Here is an 18,420-nt window from a genome sequence, read left to right on the forward strand (position 1 = left end):
TTAGACCTGCGGCACCTTGGGGATGAGATTCGTCAGCTGTTCCCGGGTGACGGCGAAGAAGCTGTCGGGCCGGTGCAGGGCGCGGTGGAAGGCGGCCAGCTCGACGGTGGACGCCGAGGCGGAGAAGGTGCTGATCTCGGTCAGATCGAGCCGGCGGTTGAACAGGTGGACGGTGTCCCGCCAGCGATGCAGCATGCCGACCAGCTCGGCGTCGCGGTGCAGGCCGATCGCGCCGGAGCCGAGCGCGGAGTCGACGGCCGAGACGACCAAGCGCGGGTACACCTGGCGGTTGGTCGGGGCCTGCGGCGAGAAGCGTTCGTCGTCCAGCAGTCGGGTGTTCTCCTGTAGCTCGCGCGCGACCGCCCGTAGGACTTCGGTACGCCGTTCCGCCTCAGCGGTGAGCCGCTCGACGAAGATGCCGGCCAGGCCGGCGACCAGGGTCAACGAGTTCACCGCCGGCTCCCAGCGGGAGTTCTCCGGCCAGAAGAACCAGATCACGCCGAGGACGAAGGCCAGCGCGAGGAGCCCGTAGCTGACGACGGTGACGATCGTCCGCCGGGACGCCGTCCAGCGCGCTCTCATCGCGCCCAGATGTCGTCGGCCAGCGTGTGGTCGGCCTCCTCGGAACCCTCCGGCGCGAGTAGCAGCAGCTCCAGACCGAACGGGTTCGGCCGGCGCTGGTAGCGGAACTGGGACTGGATCGCCTCGACCGGCGTCAGGTTGCAGGCCGTGGTCAGCCGCTTCAGCCGGGCGGCGGAGTACTTGCGGGTGGTGTAGAGGCGGATCGTGTCGCCGACCGGCAGCGGGACTTCGGTGTGGTCGGGCAGACCCATCCGGATCTCGGTGTCGGTGTCGTTCTGCCAGAGGATCTTCACCAGCAGCGCGTCGTCGTCCTCGATCTCGCCGACGAACTTGACCCGCTCGTTCTCGATCTTGAGATCGGTGTTGTAGCGCAGGGCGCTGGTCACGAACTCCGCGAACGCGCGCGTCTGGTGGTACTCGTCGGCGGCGGCGTCCGCGCTGGCCTGGTCGAGGCGCGTCGTGCTGGCGACCTCCAGGAGCAGGCGGTCCTGCGGGCGGAGCGCTTTGGTGATGAGCCGCAGCAGGTCCTCGTCGTCCTCGAAGTTGGCCAGGGTGTTCCCGGTCAGGGTGTAGAGCAGCGGCTCGTCGCCGACCAGCCGGCCGAGCATCTCGCCGAGCTCTTTCATGTTGTGGGCCAGCGAGAAGTCGAGCTGGACCGGGAGCACCTGCTCGATCGGGAACCGCGCGCTGCGGACCGGCTCCACGGTGCCGAGCCGGAGCATCTCCGAGCTCATGTCGACCGGGACGTAGAACATGTTCGGGTTGCTGCGGCGCAGGTCCTCGAGGATCGTGCGGTCCTTGACGCCGGTGCCGATACCGAGGCTGACGAAGTGGTAGCCGCCCTTGTCGAGGTGCGGCCGGACCTTGCGCCAGTGCCGCAGGAAGGACTCCGCGCCGGCCTTCATCACCAGGTAGAACGGGTCGCTGGTCGCGTTCGCCCAGGCGATCGTCGGGCCGATCCCCCAGTAGGAGAACCCGGAGGTGATCTGCTTGCCGTCGCCGGTGGTCGAGAACGGGCCGCGCAGGTCGCCGGTCAGCGTGGCGAGCTTGTCGGTCTGATCCTCACCGGTCAGTACGAGCGTCCAGTTGAAATCGTCGTCGGCCAGTGCCTTCTCGAGCCTGCGAATCACAGGTACCGGCTCAGTCACGTCTCGAAACCCCTCCCACGGTGAGGTGGTCAGGTTACCGGTTACCGCCCGCCGCCGCAGGCCGGAAACCGCGCCACTCAGACGGCGGTGACGGCCTCGGCTTCGCGGCCCTTCGGGCCGTCGATGATGTCGAACTCGACGGGCTGGCCGTCCTCGAGGGTCTTGTAGCCGTCGGTGACGATCTTGCTCCAGTGGACGAAGACGTCGTCCTGGCCGTCGACGGCGAGGAAGCCGTAGCCCTTGTCGGCGTTGAACCACTTCACGGTGCCGCGCACCATCGGAAACTCCTGTGACCACGGGACCCGCTGCACCCGGACCCCTCGGGTAACTTGCCCACCGGAGACCCGATGAGCGCGCAACAGCCTAACTTACCCGTTGGTTCAGCCGCGGTGGGCGGCGGCCAGGCCGACCGCGCCGGCGGCGAGCAGCAGCAGGGCGCCGGTCAGGCCGAGGTCCTTGGTCTGCAGGACGCCCTGCTCGTTCAGGAACCAGATCGTCGCGCCGCCGGACAGCACGGTCCCGGCGATGATGCCCGAGATGTCGGGTTTCGGCTTCTTCATCCGCGTTCCACCTTGATCGAGCCGAGTTTGAGGTCCAGGTCCAGGGTGACCTGCTGCGGGCCGGCGGCGCGGTCGGCGCCCAGGTCGTCCAGCCGGAGGGCGGCGTTGTGCCCGCTGCGGCTCTGGCCGAGCCCGTTGACGTCGCCGAGGTCGGCGTCCAGCTGGCCGACGACGTCCAGGTTCTTCGGGAGGACGATCAAGATGTCGCCCGCCCGGCCGTGGACGTCGATCTTCGCGCCCGGGCCGAAGGTCGCCTTGGTCAGGTCGAGGTGGACGGTGCCGGCCTCGAAGTTGTACGACGTCCCGGTCGCGCCGACCACCTGCCCGGCCGGAGCGACCAGGTTCACGTCGGCGAGATTCTTCGGGACGTTCGGGAACAGCGTGCTGGCGGCCACCCCCGCGGCGAGCAGCAGACCGAGCGGCAGCAGGCCCGCCGTCCGGCCGACGAAACCGCCGAACAACATGCCCAGGCCGAGGACGGCGATACCGAGTAACAACATGGTCGGAGTCGCGAGCCCGGCGATCGCTCCGATGCCGATCGTGGCGCCGGTCAGTAGCACGATGATCGACTTGAGGCCGCGGACGCCCTTCACCGGTGGCGCGGGCGGTTGGGTCGGAGCCGGGGTGCGCGGTTCGTCGACGTACAGGCCGAGGGGGTCGTCCTCGGTCCACACAGGCTGGACCGGTGCGACGGTGCGGTCCTGTGGACGCTGCGGGGCCGAGGACGACGGGCCCGCCGGGGCTGCCGACGGGCCGGTCGGAGGCGGTGTGTCCTGTACGCCGGTCGCCGGCGCGGGCTGACTCGCCTGCGGGCTCGGCCGGCGGACGGCGCCGCCGGCGCGGCTCTTGCGCTGCCGGGCGACCAGCCAGATCACGGCGAGCACGATCACCGGGCCGGGCAGGAAGCGGCCGAAGTTGAACGACGACATGACGGCGATAGCGGTGAAGACCGCGGCGCCGACCACGATCGGGCCGACCCATGGGTGGTCCGGCCGGATGCGGTCGCCGAGCAGGCCCTGGGCGGCCGAACGGTCGGTCATCTCGTCCGGCATCAGCGCCCAGGCGGCGATGTAGAAGATGACGCCGGGGCCGCTGAGGATCAGTACGGCCATCACGACGCGGATCAGCACCGGGTCGATGCCGAGGGAGCGGCCGATGCCGCCGCAGACGCCGGCGAGCATCCGGTCCGACCGGCTGCGCAGCCACTGCACGTTCTGCAGCCGGGTGCGGTCGAACCCAGCCGGGCCCGTCGAGTTCTGCTCCATGCCATTGATACTGCCGCTTCCCGGGGCCCGGCGACATCGGGGAACCCCCGGATCCGTAGTCGGGGTGGGCGGTGTTCGGGGTTCTCCCCGACCCGACCCTGAGCGTGGTCGGCGGCGGCTTGAGGAGCGGGCCGGGGACAAGCCTGCTGGTGTCGGCCCGTCCCGCATGTGACGATCGTGGTGATGAGTCAGCCAGCCTCCGCCGCGCCCGCGGGCGGGTCCTCCGACACCGGAGTCCCGCCCGAGGCGACGCCTGCGCCCGACGAGTCGCAGCAGGGCGACTCCCCCTGGCGTTACAAGGGGTGGGGGCCTGCGGGGCCAAGCCAATACCAAGGCCCCTACGCCGCGTACGCCGCCCGCAACGGCGGGTTGCCCGGTGGTCCCGGCGGGCTAGGTGGTCGCGGTGGGCCGCACGCCGGCTCCGGTGAACCTGGTGCCGGACGAGGGCCGGCCGGGTTGGGCGGTGGCTCAGGCGCGCCTGGAGGCGCCGGTTACGCCGGTGCACCGGGAACAGCCGGCGCCGGGCCGGGGGCTGCCTACGGCGGTGCAGGCGCCGGGTACGCCCCGGGTGCTGCCGGCGCTACCGGGCCGGGGGCCGCGTACGGCGTGGGTGCTGCGGCGCCGGGCGCTGGGGGAGCGCAGGGTGGGTTGCCGCCGGTTCGGCGGGCTTATCGGCGGACTGAGGGGCGGGTTGTTGCTGGGGTCGCGGGTGGGGTGGCGGATCACCTGGGGGTGTCCGACACCGTCGTGCGGCTGGTGCTGATCGCGACCACCATTTTCGGTGGGTTCGGCGTCCTCATCTATGCGGCGTTGTGGTTCTTGATGCCGTTGGGGACGCCGGGGGTTCCGGGAGCGCCTGGGTTGGCGGCGCACACGCGGAACGGGATGCGGTCGGACGAGCCGCCGCCTCCGGTGGCCGAGGCGCGGGCGCAGAAGCGGGAGAAGAGCCACGGGCAGGTGACTGCGCTGGTGGTTGTCGGCTTCGGCGTACTGCTGTTGCTGAAGGTCGCCAACGTGGGGATCGCCGGGTCGATGTTCTGGCCGCTGGTGTTCGCCGGCACCGGTCTGGCGCTGATCTGGCGGCAGGCGGACGAGGGGCAGCGCAACGAGTGGACGAAGGGCGTCAAGGTCCCGGTCCTCGGCGTACTGCTCGGCAAGGGCGGTTGGAAGTCGCTGGTCCGGATCGTCGTCGGCCTGGTGCTGATCGGCACCGCCGTGACCGTCTTCTTGGTGCAGAACGGCCGCCTGTCGCAGGTGGGCGACGTACTGATCGCACTACTACTCGCGGTCGTCGGCCTCGGTGTGATCGCCGGTCCGTGGGTGCACCGGCTGACGCGTGATCTGAACGCTGAGCGCGCGGAGCGGATCCGTTCGCAGGAGCGGGCCGACATGGCCGCGCACCTGCATGACTCCGTCCTGCAAACGCTCGCGCTGATCCAGAAGCAGGCCAACGACCCCCGAGCGGTCGCTACGCTCGCCCGCTCTCAGGAGCGCGAGCTGCGGTCCTGGCTGTACGACGAGGACGACCTGACCGACCAGACGATCGCCGGCGCCGCCAAACGCGCCGCGGCCGAGGTCGAGGACTCGCACGGCGTGCCGATCGAGGTGGTGACCGTCGGCGACTGCGAGCTGAGCGAGCCGCTGTCGGCGATGGTCCGTGCGGCGCGGGAGTCGATGGTGAACGCGGCCAAGCACTCCGGCGCGGCCAAGATCGACGTGTTCGTCGAGGTGGACGGCGACCGGGTGGAGATGTTCGTGCGGGACCGGGGTCAGGGGTTCGACGTGGACGGCGTCCCCGATGACCGCCTCGGGTTGCGGCACAGTGTGATGGGCAGAATGGAACGGCACGGCGGCCGCGCGACCGTGCGGTCCGATGCGGAGACTGGCACCGAAGTGCGACTGGAGATGGACAGATGAGCAGCAGGCGCGTTGTCGTCATCGACGATCACGACATGTTCCGGGCCGGGGTGCGCAGCGAGATTGGCGCGTCGGTCGACATCGTCGGCGAGGGAGCGGACGTCGACAGCGCGGTGAAGGCGATCGTCGCCGCCGAGCCGGACGTCGTCCTCCTCGACGTCCACCTGCCGGGCGGCGGTGGCACCGAGGTGATGAAGCAGGTGCACCAGCGGCACCCGGAGATCAAGTTCCTGGCGCTGTCGGTGTCGGACGCCGCCGAGGACGTGATCGGCGTGATCCGCGGCGGCGCGCGCGGCTACGTGACCAAGAACATCAGCGGCGCCGAGCTGGTCGACGCGATCAACCGGGTGGCCGAGGGGGACGCCGTGTTCTCGCCGCGGCTGGCCGGCTTCGTGCTGGACGCCTTCTCCGGTGCGATCGACATCTCATCCGTCGACGAGGACCTGGACCGCCTGTCCCAGCGCGAGCGTGAGGTGCTGCGGCTGATCGCCCGCGGGTACGCCTACAAAGAGGTGGCCCGCGAGCTGTTCATCTCGGTGAAGACCGTCGAGACCCACGTCTCCTCCGTCCTCCGCAAACTCCAGCTCTCCAACCGCCACGAACTCACCCGCTGGGCCACCGACCGCCGCCTCGTCTGAAGCTCCCGCGGCAGCACTAGGCTGACCGCATGGACTTCGTGCACCAGCTGCTGACGTTTCTGCACTTGATCGGGTTCGCGTCGCTGTTCGGCGGGTTCTTCACCCAGCTGAAGGCGAAGGCGCCCGTGGTGAACGCGGCGATGCTGCACGGCGCGCTGACGCAGCTGGTGACCGGTGTGCTGCTGGTCGGGCTGGCGTCCGGGATCAAGGACGACGACTTCACCGTGAACAACGCCAAGATCGGCGTGAAGCTGCTCGTCGTCCTGGTGATCACCGGGCTGGTGTTCGCTTACCGCAAGAAGCCGGCGCTGACCCGCGGCACGTTCTTCGCGATCGGCGGCCTGACCGCGGCCAACGCCGCCATCGCGGTCTTCTGGTGAGTCAGCGGTTGGTCGAGGTGTAGGGCAAAAGGGCCATCTCGCGGGCGTTCTTGATTGCCCGGGCGACCTGCTTCTGTTGCTGGACGGTTAGTCCGGTGACTCGCCGGGAGCGGATCTTGCCGCGGTCGGAGATGAACTTGCGGAGCAGCGCGGTGTCCTTGTAGTCGACGACCGTGATGCCGTCGCGCTCGAACGGGTTCTGCTTGGGCTTGCGCTTGGCGCCCGGCTCGGGACGTCGTGGCATCGGTCCGACTCCTTTGGTGTTGAAAGTCATTTTCATTTAGCATAGCTCCATGGCCGTTCCGAAGCGCAAGATGTCCAGGTCCAACACCCGTAAGCGGCGGGCCCAGTGGAAGGCGGCGCCGGTCGACCTGGTGCCGATCGTGGTGGACGGCAAGCAGCTGCGGGTGCCGCGGGCGCTGGTCCGCGCGTACCAGCGCGGTCTCATCGACTGAGACGACGGATCGGAACCGGGTGGCGGGTTGTGGACAGGGCACCGATTCGCCACCCCGGGTCCGGCGGTGCGGGGTTGGCGGCTGAGATACCGTCGATGGTTATGGAGCGGAATCTCACCCCTGAACAGCTCGCGCTCTTCGAGAAGGAGTTCGCGTCGAACCCGCAGTACCGGGTGATGCAGAACGCCGTCACGCAGACGCCGGTCGCCAACCTCGCCCTCGACCGCCAGGTCGTCACCTCCATCGACCATTCGGTCTCGGATCTGCTGGACGACTGGAAGGTCACCAGCCAGAAGAAGAGCGGGCGTTGCTGGTTGTTCGCCGGGCTGAACCTGCTGCGCGCCGGCGCCGCGGAGAAGCTGGGCGTGAAGGACTTCGAGTTCTCCCAGAACTACTTGTTCTTCTGGGACAAGTTCGAGCGCTCGAACTTCTTCCTGGAGGCGATCATCGAGACCGCCGGCCGCGATGTCGACGACCGGACGGTGGCGCACCTGCTGTCCGACCCGATCGGCGACGGCGGCCAGTGGAACATGTTCGTCGCGCTGGTCCGCAAACACGGCCTGGTGCCGAAGACCGCGATGCCGGAGACCGAGAGCTCGTCGTCCAGCGCGCAGATGAACGACACGCTGCGCAAGCTGCTCCGCCAGGGCGCCCGCGACCTGCGCGCGCTCGAGGGCGACGAAGCGCGCCGCGAGCGCAAGCGTGAGCTGCTCACCACCATCCACCGGGTGCTCAGCATCCACCTCGGCACGCCGCCGCAGAAGTTCCTGTGGCAGTGGAAGGACAGCGACAAGGGCTTCCACCGCGACGGCTGGACGACGCCGGCCGAGTTCGCGGCGGCGTACGTCCAGGTGCCGCTCGACGACTACGTCTGCCTCGTGCACGACCCGCGGGAGTCCAGCCCGGTCGGCAAGACCTTCACCGTCGACTACCTCGGTAACGTGATCGACGCCCCGCCGGTCACGTACCTGAACGTCGAGATCGACCTGATGAAGAAGCTCACCCAGGAGGCGATCGTCGGCGGCGAGCCGGTCTGGTTCGGCTGTGACGTCGGCAAGCAGATGAACGCCGACCTCGGCTACTGGGACGCCAAGCTCTACGACTACGGCTCCGTCTACGACACCGCGTTCACGCTGGACAAGGCCGAGCGGCTGCTGCACCACGAGACGCTGATGACGCACGCGATGCTCTTCACCGGCGTCGACGTCGTGGACGGCGAGCCGCGTCGCTGGCGCGTCGAGAACAGCTGGGGCGACGAGAAGGCGGACTCCGGCTTCTGGACCATGAACGACTCCTGGTACGGCGAGCACGTGTTCGAGATCGCCGTCCGCCGCTCGGCCCTCCCGGCGGAGCTGCAGGCGCGCCTCGACGAGGCCCCGATCGTGCTCCCGGCCTGGGACCCGATGGGCGCGCTCGCCGGCTAGAGGATCAGCTGCAAGGCTTCGGACGGCCTCTCCAGGGTGGGCAAATGGCCCGCCCAGGGGAGGTCGATTCGTTGTGCGGCCGGTAGCCGGTCCAGCAGGTACGTCGCGCTGTCGGCGAAGAAGCGGAAGTCGCGGGCGCCGGTGATGACGCGGGTCGGCGCGGTGATGCGCTCCGGCGTGATGGGGTGTTCGTGGTTGTCGACGTCGCCGGCGGCGAGCTGGAGGTCGAAGGCGCGTTGCTGCATGCTGCGCAGCAGCTCCCGGGCGTGGTCGTCGGCTTCGGGGCCCAGCCAGCGGTCGACGGTGAGCTGGGTGGCGGCCTCGGTGTCGCCGGCTTCGAGCAGGCGGTTCTCCTCGGCCCAGAGGGCGTTGAGGGCGTCGTCCGGCTCGACGTTGTCGGTCGGGGCGCAGATCAGGACCAGACGGCTGAAGCGGTCCGGCTGAGTGCTGGCTGCCTGCTGGACGACGTACCCGCCGAAGGAGGCGCCGACGGCGGTGACCTCGTCGACGCCGAGCTCGTCCAGGACGTCGAGCAGATCGTCCGCGTCGGAGTACTTCGGGGCGGTCGGGCTGTCGCCGTAGCCGCGGAGGTCAACCGCGATGACGCGGTGGCTGGTCTGGAGCTCGGCGACCTGCTGCTGCCACATTCGGCGGTCGGCCACGCCGGCGTGGACCAGGAGTAGCGGCGGGCCTTCGCCCCGGACGTCGTAAGTGATGGTCATAGGCCCCATCGGATCACGGTGAACGGTTCCGCGTAACTGGTTTTCGGGAGGCCGGCGAGCGCAGCGCGCTCCTGGGAGAGCTGACGCATCCGAGCGGCCAGCTGGGTGGGATTGCGGTGCTGGCTGGTGTGCGAGAGTAGCGCGTCGATCTTCTGGTCGATGGTGTCGGTGATGTCGACGTAGTGGTTCACCTCGGGGTGTTCGACGAGCCACAGCTCGTTGAGGTCCCAGGGCGCTTCGGTGAGGTCGGTGAAGGCATACGGGTTGCCGGCGGCCGGGTAGCAGGCGCGCAACGTCGCCTCACCGGCAGCCAGGTGGTCCGGGTGTGAGACCTGCAGACGCTCCCAGTTCCGCTCGGGGGAGGAGGTGATCACCCGCTGCGGGCGGACCGTGCGGATCACCCGGACGATGTCGCGGACCAGCTCCCGAGTGGGCTCGACGGCGCCATCGGCGTACCCGAGGAAGTGCAGGTCGGTGACGCCTACGTGCTCCGCGGCCGCAGTCTGCTCGGCACGGCGTACCGCGGGGATGTCGGCCCGGTCGCGGTCCGGCTCGAAGCCGCCCTCCTGACCGTCCGTGACGATGCAGTAGTGCACCTCGATCCCCGCTTTGGTCCACGACGCGACCGTCCCGGCCGCTGCGAAGTCGATGTCGTCCGGGTGGGCGACCACGGCAAGCACACGTTCGATTTCGCGGTCAGGTCGCGGATTCGCTGCAGGCACGCTCATTTCATCGACCTTAGCTTGACCTGGCGTGCACTCTGGAGGTGTGGAGCTTGGCGGCGAGTGCGAACCGCGGGAGGTCGGTCTGGACGCCGCTCGATTGGGTACGGCGATCGAGCAGGTGCAGGCCCGGCACGGCGTGGCGCAGCTGTGCGTGATCAAGGACGGGCGGGTCGTGGTCGACCGGTCCTTCGGTTGCGCGCCGGAGTCGCTGTTCTGGTTGTTCTCGGCAAGTAAGCCGTACGTGGCGATCCTGGTTCACCAGTTGGTGGAGTCCGGCGTCCTGCATCTGGACGACGAGGTGGCGGCGTACTGGCCGGAGTTCGCGGGGGAGGGGAAGGACGGGATCACGGTCCGGGACGTACTGCGGCATCGGTCCGGGCTTACGACGGTCGGGTCGTACCTGTCCGACGTCCGGGCGATGAGCGACTGGGACCGGTCGCTGCGCCGGATCGAGCAGGCGCGGCGGACGTACGCGATCGGAACGGTTGCCTACAGCCCGCTGGCGTCGGGCTTCGTTCTGGGCGAGCTGGTGCAGCGGATCACCCGGCACCCGCTGCCCGACGTACTGCGGGAGGCGGTGCTCGGTCCGCTCGGCGTCCACAACACCTACCTCGGGCAGCCGTCTGAGCTGTGGGGGCGACAGGTGCCGCTGAAGGTCGGCGGAGTGACCGGTCCGGTCGTCCAGTCGATCTTGAACCGGCGGAGTACCCGCGAAGCCGTCATCCCGGCCGGTGGTGTCTCGACGACCGCACGCGACCTCGCCGAGCTCTACCTGATGCTGCTGCGCGGCGGCATCGGTACGGCGGGCCGCGTACTGCGCCCGGGGTCGATCGCGGCCGCCGTCACACCGACCAGCGAGGGTGAGGTCGATCGGTGGGCGCAGGTGCCGATCCGATGGGGTCAGGGCTTCCAGCTGGCCCGGCCGGACTCGGCGTTCGGTCAGTTGAGCAGCCCGCGGACCTTTGGGCACAACGGCAGCAACTGTTGTATCGGCTGGGCAGACCCGGACCGGCAGCTCGCTTATGCCTATCTGACCGACCGCCTCGGCCGTGGGCCCGCAGAACGGGCCCACCATGCCGCTGTCGCTGACCGGGTGCTCGCTGCGGCCGGCTAGCTGAACACAGGCACTGGAACGCGCTTCTGGACGACGTGGTCGACGATGCCGTACTCGCGCGCCGCCTCAGCCGTCAGCACGTGGTCCCGGTCGGTGTCGTGCCGCAGCTTCTCGATGGTCTGCCCAGTGTGCTCAGACAGGATGGACTCGACCTGACTGCGCACGCGGACCACCTCGTCCGCCTGCAGGATCAGGTCCGGAATTGTGCCCTGACCGCGTGCGGCTGGTTGGTGCAGGACAACCCGCGCGTGCGGTAGTACTGCGCGCTGCCCGGGCGCACCGGCCGCCAGCAGCACCGCACCGGCCGCGATGGCCTGTCCGACGCCGAAGGTCTCCACCGGCGCCGAGATGAACCGCATCGTGTCGTAGATCGCCAGTGCGGACGTCATGTCGCCGCCCTCGCAGTTGATGTAGAGCTTGATCGGCGACTCGCCGCTCTCCGCCTCCAGATGCAGGAGCTGCGCGATCAGCGCGTTGGCGACGCCGGCGTCGATCGCCGTCCCGAGGTACATGATCCGCTCGGAGAGCAGGAACGAGTAGACGTCCATCACCCGCTCGCCGCGCGGATGCTGGGTGATGACGTTGGGGATCGTGTAGGAGCTCATGCCGCCGCCCTCTCCAGAGGCATCACCTGGTCGAACGACGAGACGATGTGGTCGATGAAGCCGTAGTCGCGGGCCTCCGCCGCGGTGTACCAGTGGTCGTGGCGCGAGTCCTCGTGGACGACGTCGAACGGCTGGCCGGTGTCGTCGGCGATCAGCGTGAGCACGGTGTCGCGGATGTGTCGCAGGTCGTTGGCCTGGATCTCGATCTCCACCGCGGAACCGCCGATCCCGGCTGAGCCCTGGTGCATCAGGATGCGGGCGTGCCGGAGGGCGTACCGCTTCCCCGGCGTACCGGCCGAGAGCAGGAACTGGCCGGCGCTGCAGGCCAGCCCGATCGCCAGCGTCGACACGTCGCAGGGGATCAGCCGCATCACGTCGCGGATCGCGAGCATCGACGGCACCGACCCGCCGAGCGAGTGGATCCAGAGCGCGATGTCGCGGTCCGGGTCCTCGGCGGCCAGCGTCAGGAGCTGCGTGGCGAGCAGGGTGCCGTTGTCGTCGTCGAGCGTCCCGTCCAGGACGACGACGCGGCGGTCGAGCAGCCGCTGCCGCGCGGTCGAGTTGAACAGCGGTGCTTTGGGGTCATCTGCCATACGTTCCACTCTGGCCGGGTGATCACCGCGGTCCCCAGTTTTTCTGCTGACGGCAAGTCTGCTCTCAGCCGACAAGATGCTGTGGCAGGCTCTCGCGCTGTGAACCTGAGCGATACCGCGATCCTGGTGGCCGACGACCTCTCCGACTCCGAGCGCACCGTGCTGGCCCGCACGGCCACGCCCGCCGCGACCTTGCTCGGCGCGGTCTCGATGATCCTGCGGACGACGCTCTTCAGCGCGGACCCGGCCGCCTGGGTCGACATGTGGCAGGCGCGCGCGGATCTGGCCCGGATCGAGTGGATGGACGGGCCCGAGCTCTCCGAGGTCGTTGCGCATCTCGCGGCCAAGGACTACGAAGGTCAGATCGAAGGCGTCCCCGGTCTCCGGGTGACCTCGTGCAACGACCACACCGCCGACATGCTCTGGCTCGGCGCGGCGACCCCGGTCGAGCTGCAGCTCACCCGGCAGCTTTCGTAGCCCGGCCGAGGATGTGCGGCGCCGCCGGATTGAAGCCGGTGGCGGGGAAGTTGAAGTGGTCGACCTCGGTCACGGTGAAGCCGGCCGCGGTGATCGCGCCGAGGGTGTCGCGGTGCAGGTGGCAGCCGCCCGAAAGCGCCGGGTAGATGGTCGCGTCGAGGACGCGCTGGAGCCGGCCGGGCGCGCCGGCCACATGCTCGTAGAACCGGAGCTCGCCGTCCGGCCGGAGGACCCGTCGCGCCTCGGCGAGCGTGGTCGCCTGGTCGGGGACCGAGCAGAGGACGAGCGACGTGACGACGGCGTCCATCGAGTTCTCCGCGAGTGGGAGGCGGTTCGCGGTGCCGTCGACGACCTGGACCGGGACGGACGCCGGCGCGGACTCGGCGCGGGCTCGCAGGTACGGCTCCGGCTCGACGGCGAGCACGCTCGTCACGGACGGCGGGTAGTGGCGGAAGTTGCCGCCGTCGCCGCAGCCGATCTCGACCACCGCGCCCGCCAGCCCCGCCAGCAGCCGAGCCCGATGCGCGGCCACCCCCTGGGCATCCATTTGCGGGCGCACGCGCGCGTAGATCCTGGCGAAGACGGGATGGCCCATGCGCTACAGCTTTGCAGCCAACCGGTCCGCCAGGTCCGCCGGAAAGGCGTGTCCCAGCCCGGGCACCCGCTCGATCTCGCACCCGAACCCGGTCAGCGCGTCCGCCGCGGCGTCCACCACCTCGAGCAGGTCGTCGTCGGTCCCGATCCAAACAGTTGCCGGTGACAACTTGTTGGCCGCGCTCGCCGGCAGCTCACGCAACGCCGGCGCCAACGCCAGGACGCCGCTCGCCGGGCTCGGGTTCGCCGTGAACGCCCAGTTCAGCGCGACCCGCCCACCCGCGGAGAACCCCGCCGCGACAACCGGCAGCCCAGTCAGCTCGGCGGGCAGACCGGCGAGCGCGCGAGCGATATCCGCCGCCGCCTGCGCGGGATCAGGCCACGTCCGGTACATCGGCGACATCCGCCGCGACGACTCCACACAAACCAGCGCATACCCAAGTTCCAGCACCCCCGCCCAATCCCGCCGAGCATGCTCCGCACCCTGCCCAGCCCCATGCAACGCCACCACCACCCCAACTGATGGGACCTCCGGGAGGGTGATGCGGGCGGGGGTGGGGTCGTCGGTGGCTCGGGACGCGGAGGTGGCGACGAGTTGCTGGAAGTCGGGGTTGGCTTGCAGGGCTTCGAGGTCGTCGTCTTCGAGGATTTCGGGGCGCCACCAGGCGCCGGTGGCGGCGGCGGACTGGAGGGTGGCGAGGGCGGCGGCCGGGTCGCCCGAAGCGCCTAGAAGACAGGCGCGGAGGTGGGCGAGCTCGGCGGCGTGCGCGGGGAGGTCGGCGGCGTCGAGGGCGGTCAGCGCCTCGGCGTAGCGGCCCTCGCCGTACTGGGCCTCGATGTGGTCGACGAGGTCGTCGTAGCGGGTGTCCATGGGAGGGATCCTGGCAGTTCGGCGGGGCCGACTCGAACCGGTTTTCGAAAGTGTCCGGGGGAGCGCCTAAGGTGTTGGGTGATGACTACGCTGTTCTCGCCTGACGAGCTCCCCGTGCCGCTGGAGGAGCCGAAGAAGCACCGGACCGATCCGGATGCGCTGCTGGCCGGGCTCAACCCGCAGCAGCGCGCCGCCGTCGTGCACGCGGGGAAACCGCTGCTCGTGGTGGCCGGCGCCGGCTCGGGCAAGACCCGGGTGCTGACGCGGCGGATCGCCTACCTGCTCGGCGCGCGGGACGCGCATCCCGGGTCGATCCTGGCGATCACGTTCACCAACAAGGCGGCCGCCGAGATGCGCGAGCGGGTCGTCGACCTGGTCGGCCCGCGGGCGAAGCTGATGTGGGTCTCGACGTTCCACAGCTCCTGTGTGCGGATCCTGCGCCGCGACATCAAGAAGTTCGGGATCAACCCGACGTTCTCGATCTACGACGCGACCGACTCGCGCCGGCTGATGACGTTGGTCTGCCGCGAGCTCGATCTCGACGTCAAGCGCTACAACCCGCGCGCCGTGCTGAACTGGATCAGCACCCAGAAGAACGAGCTGATCGATCACGAGACCGCGGCGTCCAAGACCGAGAACCATCTCGAGCAGACGTACGCCGAGTGTTACCGGATCTACCAGGAGCGGCTCGCCCAGGCGAACGCGCTGGATTTCGACGACCTGCTGATGACGACGGTCAACCTGCTGCAGGCCTTCCCCGACGTCCGGGAGTACTACCGGCGCCGCTTCCGGCATGTGATGGTCGACGAGTACCAGGACACCAACCACGCCCAGTACACGCTGATCCGCGAGCTCTGCGGGGAGGACGAGCCCGGCAGCGGCCCGACCGCGCCGCCCGCCGAGCTGATGGTGGTCGGCGACTCGGACCAGTCGATCTACGCGTTCCGCGGTGCGACGATCCGCAACATCCTCGCCTTCGAGGAGGATTTCACCGGCGCCGAGACGATCCTGCTCGAGCAGAACTACCGCTCCACCCAGACCATCCTGACCGCCGCGAACGCCGTCATCTCGCGCAACGAGGGCCGGATGGCGAAGAACCTGTGGTCCGATCAGGGCCAGGGTGAGCAGATCGCGGTCTACGTCGCCGACAACGAGCACGACGAGGCCCAGTTCGTCGCCGACGAGATCGACCGGCTGACCGACGCCGACGGCGTGAAACCGTCCGATGTCGCCGTCTTCTACCGGACGAACGCGCAGTCCCGGGTGTTCGAGGAGGTCTTCATCCGGACGGGCCATCCGTACAAGGTGGTCGGCGGCGTCCGGTTCTACGAGCGCAAGGAGGTCCGCGACGCGCTCGCCTACCTGCGGATCCTGGTGAACCCCGAGGACACCGTCTCGCTGCGCCGGATCATGAACGAGCCGAAACGCGGGATCGGCGACCGGGCCGAGGCCGCGATCGAGGCGCTCGCCCAGCGCGAGCGGATCTCGTTCGCCCAGGCGATGCGCCGCGCGCAGGACGCGCCCGCGATGGCGTCCCGTTCGGTGAACGCGGTGCAGTCCTTCGTCGACATCCTCGACGAGCTGACCGCGATGGTCGACTCCGGCGCCCCGCCGGACGACATCCTCGACACCGCGCTGCACCGCTCGACGTACTACGAGACCCTGCAGAAGTCGCCCGACCCGCAGGACGAGACCCGCCTGGAGAACCTGGACGAGTTCATCTCGGTGGCCCGCGAGTTCGTCGAGGAGCGGACGGCGGCCGGTGAGCCGGCCGATCTGCAGGCGTTCCTGGAGCGGGTCGCGCTGGTCGCCGACGCCGACCAGATCCCGGATGCCGACGACGACGGCGGCGTGGTCACGCTGATGACGCTGCACACCGCGAAGGGCCTGGAGTTCCCGGTCGTCTTCCTGACCGGTATGGAGGACGGCGTCTTCCCGCACTCGCGGTCGCTGACCGACCTCAAGGAGCTGGAGGAGGAGCGCCGGCTCGCCTACGTCGGCATCACCCGGGCCCGGCAGCGGCTGGCGATCTCCCGCGCCGCCGTCCGCTCGGCGTACGGCGCTCCACAGCACAACCCGCCGTCCCGCTTCCTGGAGGAGATCCCGGCCGAGCTGCTCGACTGGCGGCGCGACGACTCCGCGATCACCCGCTGGTCCGGCAGCGGGACGTCGACCGGCAGCGGGATCCCGAGCCGTTACGAACCGTCGCGGCGGACGGCGTCCGACAAACCCGTGATCAGCCTGAACCCGGGCGATCGGGTCGTCCACGACAGCTTCGGCATGGGCACCGTCGTGGTCGTCCGCGGCGAGGGCCAGCAGGCCCAGGCCGATATCGACTTCGGCTCCGAAGGCGTGAAACGCCTGCTCCTGCGCTACGCCCCGGTCGAGAAGATTTAGAAGGCCTACGGCCGCCCCGCGCCTACTGCGCGGCGCTCGGCACAGCACCTCGCCGCACGGGTTCGAAGGGCACGATGCTCCGCATCGAACCCTCCGCCCCCGCACACCGAGTCACCGCACCGAGCGCCTGCTCGCTACGGCGCGGAGCGCCCGCAGGCCTTCTGAGCCAAGAAAGTTTCGTATTGCGTTGCATCTGGGGCGAAGATTGAGACAATCGAGGATCTTCGCCCCTCTTCGGAAGCGCCCACTTCATGCCCAAGCCGGTAGCAGACAGTCACCGCCGGATCATTCTGGCCGGGGCGAATCCTGGGCTGCGGCTGTTCGACGAGGCCGGGCGGGTGACGGCGTACGCCTCGATCTGGATGGTGGACTGGTCGATCCGGGGCGCCGGGACGGCGGTGGTGCTGTGGTTCGACGGGATCGTCCGGGTGGTCTCGGAGGATGTTGACCTGGCGTCCTGGCTGGAGCGGTACTTCGTCCGGTCGTTCCTCGAGGTGCAAGGCCTGCCGTGGCACGAGCCCGCTGTCGAGCGTGATCTGGTCCAGGTCTCGATGAACCTGGCCGACGGGTTGAGCGCCAAGGCGGCCGATATCCAGATCGAGATGGGCGGTGTGCTGGACCGCCGGCTGTTTGCCACCGACAACTTTCCGCTTGCCGGGGGCAACCATGCGCTGAGCCTGGTGATCGCGCCGGTCCGCTCGGCGACGGTCTCGATCGGCGGTGCGTCCGTCCCCGGTTTCGTCCAGGTGGACGGCACCCCGGAGAAGCCCGGATCGTCCGCATTCCTCACCACAGCAGAGGTTTGGCGGCGCTAGGGCGTGTCTCCTAATCCCACGCCTACTGCGCTGCACTCGGCACGGCACCTCGCCGCACTGGCGCAAAGGGCACGATGCGCCGCATCGAACCCTTCACTCCAGCACGCCGAGCTACCGCACCGAGCACATGCTCGCTACGGCGCGGAATCAGGAGACACGCCCTAGATCCCCCGCAGCACGGCCCGGTAGTCGTCGAGTACGCCGGGTGCGAAGATCGCGCGCGGCCAGAGGACGGCCGTCGGGACGCCGAGCAGCTCCGAGTCCTGGACGGCGGGGCGCGCCATCGAGTGTGCGGCCGCGAACCGCCGGACGGTCAGCCGATCACCGAGCAGTCGCTGGTACGTCGCCGCCGTCTCCGCGATGTCGACGTTCCGGTCGTGCTCGCCGAGCATCAGATGCACTGGGACGTCGAGCGCCTGCAAATCGGCCGTGGCATCCGCGGTGTAGTTGCGTCGGACGAAGGCCCACCGGTCGGCGTCCATCGGCTCCGGATCGTCGGTCTTGGCCCGGTAGGTGTCGTAGTCCGCGTTCTGCTGGAGGAGCGCGCGGGTCTGATCGCTGGTGGCAATCGCCCGGGCGCGCTCGTCGGTCGAAGCCTTGTCGTGGTCGAGCTCCGCGAGCAGGTTGAAGCGGCCTTGGCGCAGCCAGTTGATCGCGGGGCTGACGGCGACGACGGCGTCCGCCTTGACCTTGGGCAGCACCCAGCCCGCCTGGCTGGCGCCCCACAACACGACCAGCCCGCTCGGCAGGTCCGACTGGCCGCGCGCCCAGTCGAGCACCTGGGTCACCTCGGTCGCTCGGTCGGCCATGCTCTGGTCGAGCCAGTTGCCGGTCGAGCCGCCGAGCCCGGGCTTGCTCCACGACAGCGTCGCGAACCCGGCGTCCGCGGCGGCTTCGAACCACGGCAGATAGAGCCCGTCGTGCGTCGCCTCGACCGGGCCGTCGCCGTGCACCATCACCACCAGCCCGCGCGCCGTGCCCTTCTCGGGCTCAGCGAGGACGGCGGCCAGCGACCCGCCCGGCACGGGGATCGCCAGCTCACGCGTCCGGAGCCGGTAGTCGTTCCCGACCAGCGTCACGATCGCGCCGGCGCCGAGCACGGCGACGACTACGGCAAGAATGATCAACTTACGCACGT

Annotated in this window: 22 protein-coding genes; 9 read left to right on the plus strand and 13 right to left on the minus strand. The window is 69.5% G+C overall.

Annotated elements, in window-relative coordinates; all coding sequences use genetic code 11:
• From ACZ6ZD_RS14185 to ACZ6ZD_RS14205, 5 genes are all read right to left on the minus strand, one after another.
• Positions 1-582, minus strand: a complete 582-nt coding sequence (locus ACZ6ZD_RS14185; RefSeq protein WP_465671856.1) for a hypothetical protein — start codon at positions 580-582, stop codon at positions 1-3.
• Positions 579-1,730, minus strand: coding sequence for an L-histidine N(alpha)-methyltransferase (locus ACZ6ZD_RS14190; protein ID WP_465671858.1), 1,152 nt, complete (start codon positions 1,728-1,730; stop codon positions 579-581). Before ACZ6ZD_RS14190 ends, ACZ6ZD_RS14185 begins: the two co-directional genes overlap by 4 nt.
• Positions 1,731-1,807: 77 nt before the next feature.
• Positions 1,808-2,008 carry a cold shock domain-containing protein gene (locus tag ACZ6ZD_RS14195; protein WP_171677780.1) on the minus strand — a complete coding sequence of 67 codons (201 nt, stop codon included), beginning with the start codon at positions 2,006-2,008 and terminating at the stop codon, positions 1,808-1,810.
• Between the two features lie 102 nt (positions 2,009-2,110).
• Positions 2,111-2,290: a hypothetical protein gene (locus ACZ6ZD_RS14200; RefSeq protein ID WP_171677781.1), complete on the minus strand. Its 180-nt coding sequence runs from the start codon at positions 2,288-2,290 to the stop codon at positions 2,111-2,113.
• Positions 2,287-3,555 (minus strand): PspC domain-containing protein, encoded by a 1,269-nt coding sequence (locus tag ACZ6ZD_RS14205; protein ID WP_465671861.1) that lies wholly within the window; start codon positions 3,553-3,555, stop codon positions 2,287-2,289. The genes ACZ6ZD_RS14200 and ACZ6ZD_RS14205 overlap by 4 nt, the downstream gene beginning before the upstream one ends.
• A 606-nt stretch (positions 3,556-4,161) precedes the next feature.
• Here ACZ6ZD_RS14205 and ACZ6ZD_RS14210 point away from each other — a divergent pair.
• Genes ACZ6ZD_RS14210 through ACZ6ZD_RS14220 form a run of 3 tightly spaced genes read left to right on the plus strand, consistent with a single transcriptional unit; the run spans position 4,162 to position 6,490 of the window.
• Entirely contained in the window at positions 4,162-5,472 is a 1,311-nt protein-coding gene (locus ACZ6ZD_RS14210) for a PspC domain-containing protein (RefSeq protein WP_465672696.1), read from the plus strand.
• Positions 5,469-6,110 carry a response regulator gene (locus ACZ6ZD_RS14215; protein WP_171677783.1) on the plus strand — a complete coding sequence of 214 codons (642 nt, stop codon included), beginning with the start codon at positions 5,469-5,471 and terminating at the stop codon, positions 6,108-6,110. The genes ACZ6ZD_RS14210 and ACZ6ZD_RS14215 overlap by 4 nt, the downstream gene beginning before the upstream one ends.
• A 29-nt stretch (positions 6,111-6,139) precedes the next feature.
• Positions 6,140-6,490, plus strand: coding sequence for a hypothetical protein (locus tag ACZ6ZD_RS14220; RefSeq protein ID WP_465671862.1), 351 nt, complete (start codon positions 6,140-6,142; stop codon positions 6,488-6,490).
• 1 nt (position 6,491) lies between these two features.
• Here ACZ6ZD_RS14220 and rpsR read toward each other — a convergent pair whose 3' ends face one another.
• On the minus strand, positions 6,492-6,734 hold the full coding sequence (gene rpsR, locus ACZ6ZD_RS14225; RefSeq protein WP_465671864.1) for a 30S ribosomal protein S18: 243 nt from the start codon (positions 6,732-6,734) through the stop codon (positions 6,492-6,494).
• 49 nt (positions 6,735-6,783) lie between these two features.
• On the opposite strand from rpsR, the gene rpmF reads away from it, so the two are divergent.
• Together rpmF and ACZ6ZD_RS14235 are read left to right on the plus strand one after the other, a co-directional pair.
• Positions 6,784-6,945, plus strand: a complete 162-nt coding sequence (gene rpmF / locus ACZ6ZD_RS14230; protein WP_465671866.1) for a 50S ribosomal protein L32 — start codon at positions 6,784-6,786, stop codon at positions 6,943-6,945.
• A gap of 101 nt (positions 6,946-7,046) precedes the next feature.
• Positions 7,047-8,369: a C1 family peptidase gene (locus tag ACZ6ZD_RS14235; RefSeq protein ID WP_465671867.1), complete on the plus strand. Its 1,323-nt coding sequence runs from the start codon at positions 7,047-7,049 to the stop codon at positions 8,367-8,369.
• Here ACZ6ZD_RS14235 and ACZ6ZD_RS14240 read toward each other — a convergent pair.
• A complete protein-coding gene (locus ACZ6ZD_RS14240; RefSeq protein ID WP_465671869.1) occupies positions 8,366-9,091 on the minus strand; it encodes an alpha/beta fold hydrolase in 726 nt (241 codons plus the stop codon). The genes ACZ6ZD_RS14235 and ACZ6ZD_RS14240 overlap by 4 nt on opposite strands.
• Positions 9,088-9,819, minus strand: coding sequence for a PIG-L deacetylase family protein (locus tag ACZ6ZD_RS14245; RefSeq protein ID WP_465671871.1), 732 nt, complete (start codon positions 9,817-9,819; stop codon positions 9,088-9,090). The genes ACZ6ZD_RS14240 and ACZ6ZD_RS14245 overlap by 4 nt, the downstream gene beginning before the upstream one ends.
• Positions 9,820-9,859: 40 nt before the next feature.
• On the opposite strand from ACZ6ZD_RS14245, the gene ACZ6ZD_RS14250 reads away from it, so the two are divergent.
• Entirely contained in the window at positions 9,860-10,930 is a 1,071-nt protein-coding gene (locus tag ACZ6ZD_RS14250) for a serine hydrolase domain-containing protein (RefSeq protein ID WP_465671873.1), read from the plus strand.
• Here the strand turns inward: ACZ6ZD_RS14250 and ACZ6ZD_RS14255 are convergent.
• Positions 10,927-11,535, minus strand: coding sequence for a ClpP family protease (locus ACZ6ZD_RS14255; RefSeq protein ID WP_465671875.1), 609 nt, complete (start codon positions 11,533-11,535; stop codon positions 10,927-10,929). The genes ACZ6ZD_RS14250 and ACZ6ZD_RS14255 overlap by 4 nt on opposite strands.
• Positions 11,532-12,128, minus strand: a complete 597-nt coding sequence (locus ACZ6ZD_RS14260; protein WP_465671877.1) for a ClpP family protease — start codon at positions 12,126-12,128, stop codon at positions 11,532-11,534. Before ACZ6ZD_RS14260 ends, ACZ6ZD_RS14255 begins: the two co-directional genes overlap by 4 nt.
• Positions 12,129-12,227: 99 nt before the next feature.
• Between ACZ6ZD_RS14260 and ACZ6ZD_RS14265 the strand changes: the two genes are divergently transcribed.
• On the plus strand, positions 12,228-12,605 hold the full coding sequence (locus ACZ6ZD_RS14265; RefSeq protein ID WP_465671879.1) for a hypothetical protein: 378 nt from the start codon (positions 12,228-12,230) through the stop codon (positions 12,603-12,605).
• Here ACZ6ZD_RS14265 and ACZ6ZD_RS14270 read toward each other — a convergent pair.
• Both ACZ6ZD_RS14270 and ACZ6ZD_RS14275 read right to left on the minus strand, forming a co-directional pair.
• Complete coding sequence (locus tag ACZ6ZD_RS14270; RefSeq protein ID WP_465671881.1) at positions 12,586-13,200, minus strand: class I SAM-dependent methyltransferase; 615 nt, start codon at positions 13,198-13,200, stop codon at positions 12,586-12,588. The two genes, ACZ6ZD_RS14265 and ACZ6ZD_RS14270, sit on opposite strands and share 20 nt — an antisense overlap.
• A 3-nt stretch (positions 13,201-13,203) precedes the next feature.
• A complete protein-coding gene (locus ACZ6ZD_RS14275; RefSeq protein WP_465671883.1) occupies positions 13,204-14,070 on the minus strand; it encodes a TPR end-of-group domain-containing protein in 867 nt (288 codons plus the stop codon).
• A gap of 81 nt (positions 14,071-14,151) precedes the next feature.
• Between ACZ6ZD_RS14275 and pcrA the strand changes: the two genes are divergently transcribed.
• Positions 14,152-16,467: a DNA helicase PcrA gene (gene pcrA, locus ACZ6ZD_RS14280; RefSeq protein ID WP_465671885.1), complete on the plus strand. Its 2,316-nt coding sequence runs from the start codon at positions 14,152-14,154 to the stop codon at positions 16,465-16,467.
• Between the two features lie 251 nt (positions 16,468-16,718).
• On the plus strand, positions 16,719-17,282 hold the full coding sequence (locus tag ACZ6ZD_RS14285) for a hypothetical protein (protein ID WP_465671887.1): 564 nt from the start codon (positions 16,719-16,721) through the stop codon (positions 17,280-17,282).
• A gap of 161 nt (positions 17,283-17,443) precedes the next feature.
• On the opposite strand, the gene ACZ6ZD_RS14290 is transcribed toward ACZ6ZD_RS14285, so the two are convergent.
• The gene (locus ACZ6ZD_RS14290) at positions 17,444-18,418 is read right to left on the minus strand and encodes an alpha/beta hydrolase family protein (RefSeq protein ID WP_465671889.1); all 975 of its coding nucleotides are present in this window, start codon (positions 18,416-18,418) and stop codon (positions 17,444-17,446) included.
• Positions 18,419-18,420 lie beyond the last annotated feature (2 nt).

Source organism: Kribbella sp. NPDC104218 (genome assembly GCF_055584105.1).